Source organism: Sphingomonas benefaciens, assembly GCF_052907485.1.
Genome location: NZ_JBREIC010000004.1, coordinates 283,670 through 298,350, shown reverse-complemented (window position 1 = coordinate 298,350; position 14,681 = coordinate 283,670). Strand labels below are relative to the sequence as shown.

Annotated in this window: 9 protein-coding genes; 6 read left to right on the top strand and 3 right to left on the bottom strand. The window is 66.1% G+C overall.

Translation table 11 applies throughout. From position 1 onward, the window contains the following. Positions 1–25 precede the first annotated feature (25 nt). From ACU5AX_RS14780 to ACU5AX_RS14765, 4 genes are all read left to right on the top strand, one after another. Positions 26–1,009: a putative oxygenase MesX gene (locus ACU5AX_RS14780; protein ID WP_446691565.1), complete on the top strand. Its 984-nt coding sequence runs from the start codon at positions 26–28 to the stop codon at positions 1,007–1,009. Positions 1,010–1,037: 28 nt separating this feature from the next. Beyond that, positions 1,038–2,075 (top strand): methionine synthase, encoded by a 1,038-nt coding sequence (locus ACU5AX_RS14775; protein WP_446691564.1) that lies wholly within the window; start codon positions 1,038–1,040, stop codon positions 2,073–2,075. A 551-nt stretch (positions 2,076–2,626) separates the two neighbouring features. Next, complete coding sequence (locus ACU5AX_RS14770) at positions 2,627–4,801, top strand: TonB-dependent receptor (protein WP_446691563.1); 2,175 nt, start codon at positions 2,627–2,629, stop codon at positions 4,799–4,801. 278 nt (positions 4,802–5,079) lie between these two features. Then, the gene (locus ACU5AX_RS14765; RefSeq protein ID WP_446691562.1) at positions 5,080–7,392 is read left to right on the top strand and encodes a S9 family peptidase; all 2,313 of its coding nucleotides are present in this window, start codon (positions 5,080–5,082) and stop codon (positions 7,390–7,392) included. Positions 7,393–7,699: 307 nt separating this feature from the next. Here ACU5AX_RS14765 and ACU5AX_RS14760 read toward each other — a convergent pair whose 3' ends face one another. The 3 genes from ACU5AX_RS14760 to ACU5AX_RS14750 form a co-directional block, all read right to left on the bottom strand. Further along, positions 7,700–8,719: an SDR family oxidoreductase gene (locus tag ACU5AX_RS14760; RefSeq protein ID WP_446691561.1), complete on the bottom strand. Its 1,020-nt coding sequence runs from the start codon at positions 8,717–8,719 to the stop codon at positions 7,700–7,702. A gap of 105 nt (positions 8,720–8,824) precedes the next feature. After that, complete coding sequence (locus ACU5AX_RS14755; protein ID WP_446691560.1) at positions 8,825–10,849, bottom strand: M13 family metallopeptidase; 2,025 nt, start codon at positions 10,847–10,849, stop codon at positions 8,825–8,827. Positions 10,850–10,992: 143 nt separating this feature from the next. Continuing rightward, positions 10,993–11,757: a helix-turn-helix domain-containing protein gene (locus tag ACU5AX_RS14750; RefSeq protein WP_446691559.1), complete on the bottom strand. Its 765-nt coding sequence runs from the start codon at positions 11,755–11,757 to the stop codon at positions 10,993–10,995. A 168-nt stretch (positions 11,758–11,925) separates the two neighbouring features. On the opposite strand from ACU5AX_RS14750, the gene ACU5AX_RS14745 reads away from it, so the two are divergent. Both ACU5AX_RS14745 and ACU5AX_RS14740 read left to right on the top strand, forming a co-directional pair. Then, positions 11,926–14,073, top strand: a complete 2,148-nt coding sequence (locus ACU5AX_RS14745; protein WP_446691558.1) for a marine proteobacterial sortase target protein — start codon at positions 11,926–11,928, stop codon at positions 14,071–14,073. Then, positions 14,070–14,672: a class GN sortase gene (locus tag ACU5AX_RS14740; protein WP_446691557.1), complete on the top strand. Its 603-nt coding sequence runs from the start codon at positions 14,070–14,072 to the stop codon at positions 14,670–14,672. The genes ACU5AX_RS14745 and ACU5AX_RS14740 overlap by 4 nt, the downstream gene beginning before the upstream one ends. The last annotated feature ends 9 nt before the right edge of the window (positions 14,673–14,681 follow it).

The window sequence follows — 14,681 nt, the reverse complement described above, 5'->3', positions numbered from 1 at the left end:
CTCTGTCCGCAAAGCCAGGTGAGTCATGACGGACAGCGGGTTCACATTCACGATCGGCAGCATCCCCTTCGACGAGGAGTATCGCCCGGCCGATAATACGCGGATCACCACCAATTTCGCCAATCTCGCCCGCGGCGAGCGGCGGCGGGAAAATTTGCGCAACACGTTGGTGATGATCGACCGCCGCTTCAACGCGCTGATGCATTGGGACAATCCGACGGGCTATCGCTATGCGGTGGCGCTGACCATCCTCTCGGTCGCGCTGGCCTCCAGAGAGGGCGCGGGCGACGCGGCCTTTCCGCTGATCGAGATGCTGCACACCGCCGTCATCGACCGGACCAGCGGTATCCGCAGCGACGGCATGGTCGGTAACAATTTCTCCTCCTACATCCGCGATTACGACTTCAGCGTCGTGCTGCCGGATCATCTCAAGACCGGACAGGGCGGCGAGCCGGAGGGGTTCGGCGAGCTTCACGGCCGCCTCTTCCGGCGCTTCCTGCAATCGGACGTCTATCGCGACCGTTTTCGCAAGGCGCCGGTGATCTGCCTCAGCGTGTCGAGCAAGGAAGTCTATCACCGCACGGCGAATGTCCATCCGATCCTCGGCGTCGAATACCGGCACGACCAATCCTCGCTGACCGACCGCTATTTCGCGAAGATGGGCATGACGGTGCGCTATTTCATGCCGCCGCACAGCGTCGCGCCGCTCGCCTTCTATCATGTCGGCGATCTGGTCAGCGATTACAGCAATCTCGAACTCGCCAGCACAATCAGCACGATGGAGACGTTCCAGAAGATCTATCGGCCCGAGATCTACAACGCCAATTCGGTCGCGGCGGAGCGATACCAGCCGAGCCTGACCTATCAGGACTATTCGCTGACCCGCATCGTCTATGATCGCGAGGAGCGCAGCCGGCTCGCGGTCGAGCAGGGCCGCTTCGCCGAGGAGCATCTGATGCGCCCGCACGGCGCCGCGCTGCGGCGCTGGTCCGCCGACTGCGCCCTCTGATCCCCTTTCTCGCACAAGGTATTTTCCGATGACGACACTGTTGCCGACGACCACCGCGGGCAGCCTGCCCAAGCCCTCCTGGCTCGCCCAGCCCGAGACTTTGTGGTCGCCCTGGAAGCTGGCGGGCGCGGAACTGGTCGCGGGCAAGCGGGACGCGCTGCGGCTGGCGGTCGACGACCAGCGGCAGGCGGGCATCCATATCCTCGGCGATGGCGAGCAGACGCGCCAGCATTTCGTCACGACGTTCATCGAGCATCTCGATGGTGTCGATTTCGACCGACGCGAGACGGTGCGCATCCGCGACCGCTACGACGCCAGCGTGCCGACCGTGGTTGGTGCCGTCTCCCGCCCGCAATCGGTGTTTGTCGAGGATGCCCGCTTCCTGCGCGCGCAGACCGATCAGCTGATCAAATGGACCCTGCCGGGGCCGATGACGATGATCGACACGCTCTATGATGCGCACTATCGCAGCCGCGAGAAACTGGCGTGGGAATTCGCCTGTATCCTCAACACGGAAGCCCGTGAGCTGGCGGAGGCGGGCGTTGATATCATCCAGTTCGACGAGCCCGCCTTCAACGTCTTTTTCGACGAGGCCAACGATTGGGGCATTGCCACGCTGGAGCGCGCGGCGGAAGGGCTCAAGGCGGAAACCGCAGTCCACATCTGCTATGGCTATGGCATCAAGGCCAATAATGATTGGAAGAAGACGCTCGGATCAGAATGGCGGCAATATGAGCGGACCTTCCCGAACCTGCAGCGGTCCTCGATCGACATCATCTCACTGGAATGTCAAAACTCTCGCGTGCCGATGGACCTGATCGAACTGGTCCGCGGCAAGAAGGTGATGGTCGGCGCGATCGACGTCGCGACCGCCACGGTGGAGACGCCGGAACAGGTCGCTGACACGTTGCGCGGCGCGCTGCGCTTCGTCGATGCGAACAAGCTCTACCCCGCCACCAATTGCGGCATGGCCCCCCTGGCGCGCGACGTCGCTCAGGGCAAGCTGAGAGCGCTGGCGGCTGGTGCGCAGATCATCCGCCAGGAAATTCTCAGCGGAAGCAGCTGACCTCCTGCTTCATGCTGCGGCGGGCGTGGGTGATCCACCCACGTGACAACCGACGGGCCCGGGGGACGCTGGATGACGGCAGTGGTGACGTCCAGGCGGCGTCTCAGCGCCTGTTCGGCCGCTAATCGGCTCGCCGAGGCGGCATGAACCGCACGGCGGGCTCGGAGGCAGGATCAAGTAGAGCGGGCAATTGCGAGAGGGGTTGAGATGTGCTTGCGCGATACGCCGAGCTGGGCGCGTTGTTCGATTGTTCGAGTTGATGACTGTCGCATGAGCCGAAGGGAAGGGATTGCTATTCAATAGCTATTGAAACGCGAGCCTCAGCAAATACAGAGCGGGATGGTGCAGCCTGACTATGTCGGTTGATTGTCGGCTATGCTTACAAGCACCCCGATTTGGCCGCATCACGTTTGGAGGGGCTGTCGGAGGATCATGACGGATCGATAAAAAATCTGTCATCAATTGGCCTACGGCTTGTCAGCGGGCGAGATCGCGGCGCAAAGCAAGCCGACGCCAGCCTGGCGTTACGTTGTAACATCGCGAGTTGTGCCATGCGTCTGTCAATTCTGCTCAGCTGTGTCGCTGCAGCCCCGCTAGCCCTGTCGTCCGGCCAGGCGATCGCGCAGACACGCAGCGTCGCTCCCGATGCGCAGGCCAACGGCGATACTTCGTCCAGCCCCGGTGCAACCACGGCGGCCAGCCCACCACAGCGTGGCGATATCGTCATCACTGCACAGCGACTCGATGCCGCGCGCGAGCATATCCAGCCAAGCCTCGGCGCGTCGAACTACGAAATCACCAGCGACACGATCAAGGCGCTTCCCGGCGGGGAGAACCAGCAATTCAATCAGATTCTGCTGCAGGCGCCGGGCGTGGTGCAGGACGGTTTTGGTCAGTTTCACGTCCGCGACGATCATAACGGTCTGCAATATCGCATCAACGGCACCGTCCTTCCCGAAGGACTGGCGGTGTTCGGTCAGACGCTGTCGCCGCGGCTCGTCGACAAGGTGAACATCCTGACCGGGGCGCTCCCCGCGCAATATGGGCTGCGCACCGCCGGCATCATCGATATCACCACGAAGAGCGGCCTGTTCCAGAATGGCGGCACCGCGTCCATTTATGGGGGCAGCCACGATACGTGGCAGCCCAGCGTCACCTATGGTGGTTCGACCGGCAGCACCAACTACTTCGTATCGGGCGATTATCGCCACAGCGGCCTCGGGATCGAGAGCGTCGATGGACGCTCCAATCCGGTGCATGACGACACCGATCAATATCAGGGCTTCGCCTATCTCGATCACATCCTCGATGCGAACAATCGGGTGTCATTCGTCGGCGGCTATTCGAACCAGTGGTTCCAGATTCCCGATCCGGTCGGCCAGCAGCCCGACGGCACCTGGACCGTCAACGGCCAGTCGAACTTCCCGAGCGAGAATCTGCGGGAAACCCAGTTGGAGGAGACCGGGTTCGGCCAGCTCGCCTTTCTGCACGATGCCGAGCCGCTGACGGTCCAAGCATCGCTGTTCGCGCGTTACTCCTCGCTGCGCTACCGCCCCGACATGCTCGGCGAACTGCTCTACAACGGGCAGGCGCAGCAGGCTTATAAGCAGGACTTCGCGATCGGCGGGCAGGTCGATGCGGTCTACCACATCGGCATCGCGCATACGCTGCGCAGCGGCCTGCTGGTCAGCCGCGATCGGTCGACCAGCGATACGAGCACCAGCGTCTTTCCGGTCGATGCGAACGGCGAGCAGGCGGGCCAACCGATCGTCATCGGCGACCGCGGAGGCAAGACCGCGACCAGCGTCAGCGCCTATGTGCAGGACGAGTGGAAGCTCGCCCCGACGCTGACCTTCAATTACGGCGCGCGCTACGATCTCTACAACGGCTATCGTCGCGAGGGTCAGTTGTCGCCGCGCGCCAATCTGGTCTGGCAGCCGAACAGGGCCTATACCGTCCACGCCGGCTATTCCCGCTATTTCGTGCCGCCCCCATTCGAGCTGGTCGCCGACACCAGCATCGCCAAATTCATCGGCACCAGAGCCTATCCCGCCGTCACCGACGATACCGTACCGTTCGCTGAGCGGCAGGATTATTTCGACGTCGGCTTCCAGGCCAAGGCAGGCCGCTATTTCACCTATGGTGTCGACGCTTATTACCGCATCTCGCGCAACCTGATCGACGAGGGGCAATTTGGTGCGCCGATCATCCTGACGCCGTTCAATTACCGCCAGGGGCGTATCGGCGGGATCGAGGCGAATGCGAGTTACGCGCGGAGCGGCTTCCTTGCCTATGCCAATTTCGCGGCGGCCAAGGCCAAGGGGCGCGACATCGTCTCCAGCCAGTTCAGCTTCTCATCCGATGATCTCGCCTATATCGCCAACCGGTACATCTACCTCGATCATGATCAGACATTCACCGGATCGGCCGGCCTGTCCTATACCTTCGGTGCCAACAAGTTCGGCGGCAGCATGATCTACGGGTCGGGTCTGCGCCGCGACGACGACGTCAACAACGTGCCGAATGGCGCGAAGCTGGCGCCCTATGCCCAGTTCAATCTGACCGCCAGCCGGCATCTCGCTGGGCCGAACCTCGACGTGCGTGTCGACGTCATCAACCTGCTCGACCATGTCTACGAAATCCGCGACGGCACCGGGGTCGGCGTCGGCGCGCCGCAATTCGGGCCGCGCCGCGGATTCTTCGTCGGCCCGTCGAAAGCGTTCTGAGCGACTTGTCTGGCGTATGAGCCGGCCGGCAGGCGGCAGTATCCCATTGTCCGCCTCGGTCACTTGCCGAAGCGACGTCACGGCTTTTCGGGAAGGGGCAAGCTATTGTGATCGGGGCCGCGGTCTGCATAATGACCGCTATCCTGTCCTGCTGTGACGGGGATGCGTGTGGAGCAGCGACGGGATCGACGAGCCCGCGTCCACGCCGTCCGCGTCGCGTCAGATTGCCTTCAGAAAGCTCCTCGATGCGCGCGACCGCCTGCTTACTTTGGGTTTCCATGATCGCCGTTCCGGCGGCGGCGCAACAGCGACCTTCGGTGACGGCCGCGGATTACACCCGCGCCAACCGCCAGCTGATCCCCTGGACCGCGCCTTTGGTCGATCACGCGGTGCGTTCGGCGCATTGGATCGATGCGACGCGCTTCTGGTATCAGGACATCAGCAACGGCGTGCCGACGATCATGCTGGGCGACGCGGCCAAGGGCACCAAGGCACCGGCGTTCGACACCGTCCCGCTGCTCGCATCGCTCAACGCGGCCGGGCTGAAGGAGCGCGACGCGACGAAGCTGGCCTTCGAGAATCTGGAGCCGAACGGTACGAAGAACAGCGCGATCGTCAGCATCGCGGGCGATCGCTACGACTGCGCGCTGGCGAAGCCTTATGCGTGCACGAAGCTGCCGCCGCTGCACGCCGGGCAGATCGCCGGTTATCTCGCGCAACGTGGTCAGGTGGCGGCGGTGCTGTCCCCGGACGGCAAGCGGGCGGTCTTCCTGCGCGACTGGAATCTGTGGGTCCGCGACGTCGCCAGCGGGGCGGAGCGCCAGCTGACGCGCGATGGCGTCAAGGACTTCGGCTATGCGACGGACAATGCCGGCTGGAAGCATTCGGACCAGCCGATCGTCATCTGGTCGCCGGATTCGAAGAAGGTCGCGACCTTCCAGCAGGATCAGCGCGGGGTCGCCGACTTTTCGATAACGACGACGCAAGTCGGTCACTCCCGCGTCGACACATGGAAATATCCATTCGTCGGGGATAAGGAGATCATCCACATCCAGCGCGTCATCGTCGACACGGACGATGGCCATGTCGTCCGCCTGAAGATGTCGCCGGACCTGCATCGCTCGTCGTTGTGCGACGACGTGGTCTGCGGCGCCGGTCCGCAGGACATGCAATGGGCGAAGGACAGCCGCACTCTCGCGTTCGTGTCGACGTCACGCGACCACAAGGTAGAGACGATGCGCATCGCCGATGCGACCACCGGCGCGGTCCGCGACGTCTTCGCCGAAACCGTGCCGACTTGGTTCGACAGCGGGTATAACGACGAAGGCATCAACTGGCGCTACCTGTCGGAGCGCGGCGAGATCCTGTGGTGGTCGCAGCGCGACGACTGGGGCCATTACTATCTGTACAATGCCGGCACCGGCAAGCTGGTCCGGCAGGTGACGCAGGGACGCTGGAACGTGGACCATCCGGTCTACATCGACGAGCGCAGCGGCCGGATGCTGATCGCCGGTATCGGCCGCGAGCCGGGCGTCGATCCCTATTATCGCAGCATCTACGCGATCGACCTGAATGGCGCCGCGCCGAAGCTGCTGACGCCCGAGAAGCAGGATCATATCGCGATCCCGTCGAGCGACGGGCGGTTTTTCGTCGACATCTATTCGACGCCGCAGGAGCCGCAGACGGCGGTGCTGCGCCGCGCGGACGGCACGATCGTCCAGCAACTGGCGAAGGGCGACGTGACGCGGTTGCGCGCGGCGGGCTGGCAGCCGCCGGAGAACATCGCCGTCCAATGCGCCGACGGCAAGACGCTGTGCTACGGCCTGCTCTTCAAACCGGCGGGGCTCGATCCGCAGCGAAAATATCCGGTCATCGATTATATCTATCCGGGGCCGTTCACCGGCACGATCTCCTCCCGCCAATTCTCGCCGTCGATGGGTGACGCCAATGCACTGGCGCAGCTCGGCTTCGCCGTGGTGGAGATCGATGCGCTGGGGACGCCACGCCGCACCAAGGCCTTCCAGGATTACTACTACCGCGACATGGGTCAGCAGGCGGTCCCCGACCAGGTCACCGGCATCAAGGACCTCGCCCGGCGGAACCGCTGGATGGACGCCGATCGTGTCGGCATCTGGGGGCATTCGGGCGGCGGCAATGCGACCGCGGCCGCGATGTTCCGCTATCCCGACTTCTTCAAGGTCGGCATCGCGGAGAGCGGCAACCACGACAATCGCAATTACGAGGACGATTATTACGAGAAATATCTCGGGCTGTTGCAGCGCAACGGCGAGGGGTCGAACTACGACTTGCAGGCCAATCAGGACTTGGCGAAGAATCTCAAGGGCAAGCTGATGCTGGCGCACGGCTTGCTCGACGACAACGTGCCCGTCTCCAACACCTTGCTCGTGGTCGATGCGCTCGAGAAGGCGAACAAGGACTTTGATCTGGTCCTCTTCCCGCGGGCGCACCACGGCTATGGCGATATGTCCGCCTATATGATGCGGCGTCGGTGGGACTATTTCGTCGAAAATTTGATGGGGGCGACGCCGCCGAAGGAATATAAGATCGTCGGGCCGGGCGCGCAGAACTGACGAAGCCTCGGCCGCGGGGCACGTGAGTATCTCCCCGATCGCGCGACCCTTCGCCTTGCCGCCATACCGGGCCCGCAATACTCCCTGTCCCGGTCCTCCGCCTCGCCATAGACGATTGCCGACCCGGTAAGCCCCGACGGGCGCGATCGGCTTGGCGGTTGCGATCAGCGCGTCGAGCGGCTGTTGCTGCCACGCGAGCGGGGCCGGTGGATCTCGCGGGTGAAGGACAGGCAGGGCGATACGCGCAGCGGGGCTGCCGAAGCGGGGGGTAGCGGCGGGCGCCGGATGCGGCGCCCGTCCGCTGGCATCATGGCTGGCCCGAACCGCCCGCCGCGCCGTAGACCTGGCCGTTGGCATAGCTGGCGTCCGACGCGGCGAGCTGGACGTAGATCGAACCGAGTTCGGCCGGCTGACCGGGTCGGCCGAGCGGCGTGTTGCCGCCGAACTGCTGCAACTTTTCCATCGTCGCGCCGCCCGACACCTGCAACGGCGTCCAGATCGGGCCAGGCGCGACGCCGTTGACGCGGATGCCCTTCGGCCCGAGCTGCTTGGCCAGCGACTTGGTGAAGTTCATCATCGCTGCCTTGGTCATCGCATAATCGACCAAATTCTCGGATGGGTCATAGGCCTGTTCCGAGGTCGTCTGGATGATCGCCGATCCCGGCTTCAGGTGCGGCAATGCCGCCTTGGTGACGTAGAACATGCCGTACAGGTTGGTCTTCATCGTCGCGTCGAAATCCTCGTCGCTGATGTCGAGCAGCGATTGGCGCTGCTGCTGGCGGCTGGCGTTGTTGACCAGGATGTCGAGGCCGCCGAGCTGGCGGACGGCGGTGTCGACCAATTTGGTGCAATAGGCGCGGTCGCGCAGGTCGCCGGGGATGGCCACTGCCTTGCGGCCAGCCTGACGGATCAGCGCGACGACCTCGCGCGCATCGGGTTCCTCGGCGGGCAGATACGCGATGGCGACATCGGCGCCCTCGCGCGCGAAGGCGATCGCCGCCGCCCGACCCATGCCGGAATCGCCCCCGGTGATCAGAGCCTTGCGGCCCTGCAACCGGCCCGAGCCGCGATAGCTCGTCTCGCCATGGTCGGGGCGCGGATCCATCTTGCTGGCAAGGCCTGGGAAGGGTTGCGACTGTTTGGCAAAGGGCGGGCGGGGATAGCGGGTGGTCGGATCGATCAGCCCCCCGTCGGGGGCGCCCGCACCGACCTGCTGCGCCGAGGCGGAGGCCGCGGACACCGCAAGGCCCGCCGCAGCGCCGCCCATCACGGTGCGGCGGCTGATGCCGGCCGGAGCGGAGATTGCGTCGTCAGGCTGGCTGGTCATCGATACGTCCTCTGTTCGCCGTTGTTTACGGTGAACAGAAGACGGTCCGCGCGGTTCCACCGGCGGCGGGCGTCGGACGCGATGCGCCCGACGTCGCAATCGATCCTAATGCCAGATGCTCACCCGCTGCTCGGGCGGCAGGTACATGGCGTCGCCAGGTTTGACGTCGAACGCGCGATACCAGGGCCCGAAGTTGCGCACGATGCCGTTGACCCGATATTTATCCGGCGAGTGGGGATCGCTCAGCAATTGCTGCCGCACGGCCTCGTCGCGCCGCTTGCCCTGCCAGGCCTGGGCGAACGCCAGAAAGAAGCGCTGATCCCCGGTCATGCCGTTGAGCACCGGCGGCTCGCCATGGCGGGCGACGTAGCGACGATAGGCGGCATAGGCGGTCTCCAGCCCGCCGAGGTCGGCGAGGTTTTCGCCCAGCGTCAGGCGGCCCTTGATATGGACGCCGGGGATCGGTTCGTACTGGTCGAACTGGTTCGCCAGCCGGTCGGCCTGGACGTTGTATTTGGCCGCCGTGTCCTTGCTCCACCAGTCGCGCAACCGGCCGCTCTCGTCGAACTGGCGGCCCTGATCGTCGAAGCCATGACCCATCTCGTGGCCGATCGTCGTGGCGCCGGTTTCGGCATAATTGACCGCAGGATCGGCATTGGCGTCGAAGAACGGCGGCTGCAGGATCGCCGCCGGCAGGGTGATCTGGTTCATCGTCGGATCGTAATAGGCGTTCACCGTCTGCGGCGTCATGTACCACAGGCCGCGATCGACCGGCTTGGGGAAGCGCTGCAGTTGCAACCGCCACTGAAAATCGGCGACGGCCAGATTGTTGGCGAGCGGATCGGTGCGACTGACGGTCAGCGTCGAATAGTCGATCCACTTCTTGGGATGGCCGACGCGCGGATCGAAGGTCGCGAGTTTGGCGAGCGCGGCCTTGCGCGTCGCCTCGTCCATCCAGGTCGCGGCGTCGATCTTGTCCTTATAGGCGCCCTGCATGTCGGCGACGAGTTCGTCGGCCTTCGCCTGGGTAGCGGGCGACCAATATTGCTGGACGTAGATCGCCCCGACCGCCTCGCCGAGCGCGTCGTCGATCAGCGCCATGCCCCGCTTCCAACGCGCCCTCTGCTCCGGCACGCCGCGCAACGTCTTGGAATAGAAATCGAAGTTCGCCTGGTCGAAGGCCTTGGGCAGGAACGGCGCGGCGTCCGAGAGGAACCGCACCGTCATCCATTCCTTCCACGTCGACAGCGGCACGTCGCCCAGCCGCTTCGAGGCGGCGGCGACCGCGCTCGGTTCCGACACATTGACCTTGGCCGCGCCGCCAAGGCCCATCGCCGCGAGGGTCGGCGTCCAGTCCATTTCCGGGGCGAGCGCCGTCAGCTGGGTCCGGGTCATCGGATTGTGCGTCTTGACCGGATCGCGGCGCTGTTCGGGCGTCCACTGGTCCTGGCTCAACCGCGTCTCGAGCGCGATGATCCGGTCGGTCTTCGCCGCCGCATCGGAAATGCCGGCAAGGTCCTGCAGGCGGATGAGATAGGCGCGATAGGCGCGCCGGATCGCGTCGTACTTCTCGCCCGTCAGCAGGTAATAATCGCGTGTCGGCAGCCCGAGCCGCGCCTGGCCGGTATCGGCCATATAATGCGTCGGATCGTCGGCGTCGGTGGAGATGCCGATATTGATCGGGGCGGCATAGCCGGGGCGCATCATCAGCTGGATCAGCTGGGGCCGGGTCTGCACCGCATCGATCCGCGCGAGCCAGGGCTTGAGCGGGGCGAGGCCATGCGCCTCGATCGCGCGGTCGTCCATCCAGGCGGCGTAGAAGTCGCCCACCTTGCTGGCGGTCGGGCTGGTCGGTGTCGCCGCCGCCTGTTCGACGATGCGGCGGACCTGATCCTCGATCTCGTCGGGCAGGTCGTAATTGTAGCCCGCGCCCACCTTGTCGGCGGGGATCGGATGGTCGCGCAGCCAGGTGCCGAGAGCATAATTGTAGAAGTCGTCGCCCGGCTTCACGCTGCGGTCCATATCCTTCAATTCCAGCCCCCACGGCTGATAGCGGGGCGCGCCGGTCTGCGCGGCGAGGAGGGCAGGCAGCGAGGCCAGCGCGAGGGCGAGCAGGGCGGTACGGCGCATCGAGAACTCCGGATCGGGTCGAGCGCGCAGCTTAGGCGAAGCGACGAGACCGCGCCAAGCGCAACCTTGCGGCGCGGAGGGCCAGGCGGCGGAGCCGGTCGCAACGGTCGCGTCCGATCCGCTCCCGCTTCGGGGCACCGGGCTCAGCTCGGCTCCGCTGCGCCCGGTGGCTGGTAGAGGTGCACGTAATTGTCGCTGATCGCGGCTGCGAGCATCCGGCGATAGCGGTCATAGCCATCCGCACCGGGGACGATCAGGCCGAAGGCGCAGGCCGACGTATCCTGCACCTTCGCCATGGCTACGGGCGCGGCGACCGGCATCAATTGCGAGCCGCGGCCCGCCTGCAACGTCGCCAGCACGCCGTACAGCGTGCCATCCATGGCCGGTCGCGACAGCGTCTGCAAGCGATGCTGCCCCTGTTCGTTGGTCATTAGATAGATATGCCCCGACAAATTGGGCAGCGACACGTGACCGGCCTGTTCGAACCGGGCGTCGGCGCGTTCCGATTCGACGAAGCCGAGATGGCCGAGTTCGTCGCTCCAGCGGATCGTCGTCAGATAGGCGAAGATGCCGTCCGGCGTGTTGAAGCTCGGGCGCAGCGTCAGATAGCGCCCCTCCAGCCAGCCCACCGCCGCCCGCGCATAGGAACCGAGATGCTCGGGTGCCGTCTGGCGCGTCGACGCGGGCGACGCCGCCGGGCGCAGCGGGAGGCCGAGCGCCTCTTCCAGCCGGATCGTCGTCGCCAGCGTGAACGGCCGGGTGCCCGCCAGCGCCTTTTCCAGCGTCGACAGGCTGACCCGCGCCATGTCGGCGAGCGCCTGCCGCGAGATGCGGCGGCGGGCGAGTTCCTCGCGGACGCGGCGGCCGACCTCTGCCGCCTCGGCCCCGATCAATTCCTGGTCCCGCATACCGCCTCCCTCCGCACATAACCGCACATATCCGGACGCGGCGTCAATATCGTTGCACGGCCCCACCCGCCACGGCGGCATCGGGCAGGAAGAGGACGATAGTGCTGATGGCTGTCCGGCATCGGCCGCGCATAGAGGGACGGCTCCCGCTTGCAGAGGAGCTTCGACATGCCCCGCCTCCACCAGTTCCGCCACGCCCTGATCCCCGGCGCCGCCATGCTGCTCGCCTGGCCGATCGCCGGTGCGTTGGCCGTTCACCCGGTCGTCGTCGCGGCCGCCGGCGCCGCCGCCGCCGCGGACGTGACGGATGACGGCCCGCGCGCCGGCACGCTGCTGTTGCGCGGGTTGAAGGTGACGAAGGCGATGCCGGCCGTGCGGCTGGGCACCGACATGAACGTCACCGTGACCGGCAACATCGCGCGCGTCCGGGTGACCCAGGCGTTCCGCAACACCTCCAGCCAATGGATGGAGGCGTCTTACCTCTACCCCTTGCCGCAGGATGGCGCGGTCGACGGGCTGAACATGGTCGTCGGCAGCCGCGTCATCGTCGGCCGGATCGAGAAGCGCGCTGCCGCCAGGGCGATCTACGACCATGCGAAGGCGCGCGGCCAGAAGACCGGGCTGGTCGAGCAGCAGCGACCCAATATGTTTTCCACCAGTGTCGCCAATGTCGGTCCCGGCGAAACCGTGCTGATCGCGATTGATTACCAGGCGCCCGTGGTGCCGGTGAACGGAACCTACACGCTGCGCCTGCCGCTGGTGGTCGGGCCACGCTACACGCCGCCGCACACGCTCACCGATGGGGCGGCCGTCGCGGATGCGAATGCGGTCACCGCCGCGCCGGTGATGGACCCGCGCACTGGCATGTCGCTAAACCCGACGTCGATCACCGTGCATCTCCGCCCCGGTTTCGCTGCCGCCAACGTGATCAGCCCCTATCACAAGATCCTCGTCGGCGGGCGTGCCGATGAGCGGACCGTTACGCTGGCCGCCGGCAGCGTTCCGGCCGATCGCGATTTCGAATTGAGCTGGCGTTCGGCCGCCGCCGATCCGACGCTGGCGCTGTTCCGCCAGCACGCCGACGACGGCGACTATCTGATGGCGACGGTGACCCCGCCGGCCGACCTGACGCGGCTGCCGTCGCCGCCGCGCGACATGGTGTTCGTCATCGACAACAGCGGATCGATGGGCGGCGCTTCCATGGACGAGGCCAAGGCAAGCCTGCTGCACGCACTCGCGACTTTGCGCCCGCAGGATCGCTTCAACATCATCCGGTTCGACGACACGATGACGCAATTGTTCGACCACAGCGTCGCCGCCACCCCTGATCAGATCGCCCTGGCGCGGCGGTTCACGCAGGGGCTGGAGGCGCGCGGCGGCACCGAGATGCTGCCGGCGCTCAAGGCGGCGCTGCAGGATGCCGCGGACGGGCCGGCGGCGCTTCGCCAGGTGGTCTTCCTGACCGACGGCGAAGTGTCGAACGAGCAGGAGATGCTGGCGACGCTCGGCCGGGACGGCGGGCGCAGCCACGTCTTCTTCGTGGGCATCGGCTCGGCGCCGAACGATCATCTGATGAGCCGGATGGCGCAGATCGGGAGGGGGGCCTACACGCATGTAGGTACGCCCGACGAGGTCGCCGCGCGCATGATCCCGCTGCTCGACATGCTCGGCCATCCCGCCATGCGGGATCTGGCGGTCAAGGTCACTGGCGGCGCGCTCGATCTCACCCCGCGTGTTCTGCCCGACCTTTACGCCGGTCAGCCGCTGGTGCTGGTCGGGCGGACCGATCATCTGGCGGGTACGGTCACGGTGTCCGGCACGTTCGGCGATGAGCATTGGTCGCGGACGATCGACGTCGCCCAGGCGCAGGACAGCGGCTCGGTGGCCAGGCTCTGGGCGCGTCGGCGGATCGACGACATCGAGGCGGATCGGACCCTCGGCAAGCTGGACGATCGCGCCGCCGACGCGGCGATCGGCGACATCGGCATCGCCAGCGGCCTTGTCACCAGCCAGACCAGCCTGGTCGCCGTCGACGAAACGCCGGTACGCCCGGCGGGCACGGGACTGGTCAAGGAAGACCTGCCGATCAACCTGCCGGCCGGATGGGATTTCGACACGTTGTTCGGTGGGGACAGCGGGCGCGCCGCCATGCGCAACGCCGATACGCTCGGCGGCCTGGCGGCTGCGCAGGCACGGCAACTCGATCTGCCGCAGACCGCGACCGGCTTCTGGGGGATGATCGCCGAAGGCCTGGGCGTGTTGCTGATCGGGGTGGCCGGCCTGCTCCTGCTCCGCCGCCGGGGGATGCGGGCATGACGCGGGCCGTCGCCGCCATGCCGGTCGGGCATCGGATTGCGATGATCCTTCTGTCGCTCCTCTGCCTGACCGGTCTTGCCCGCATCGGCGAAGGCGCGGTGATCCCTGCCAAGGCGATCACCGCGCAACTCCTGCTCGAGCGCGCGTTCGACCGCAGTCGGGCGGAGCATCGGCTGGTCAAGCCCTGGCCCTGGGCGGACATGGCGCCGGTGCTCCGGCTCGGCGTGCCGCGACTGGGGGTCGACCGGCTCGTCCTGGACGGCGGTTCGGGGCAGGCCATGGCCTTCGGGCCGACCCTGCTGCCCGGCGGCGCGCGACCGGGCGATCCGGGCGTGGCGGTGATCGCCGCGCATCGCGACACGCATTTCGGGTTCCTCAGGGATCTGCGGGTCGGAGACGGCATCGACGTCGACGGCGTTGACGGTACGCATCGCCATTACCGCGTCACCGGCCAGCAGATCGTCCGGTGGGACCGGTTCGCGGTGCCCGAGCAGGCGGGTGCGAGCGGTCTGGCGCTGTCGACCTGCTACCCGTTCGACGCGGTCCGTCACGGACCCCTCCGCTATGTGGTGCAGACAGTGCTGGTCGACGGGCGCTGACGCGCCGCC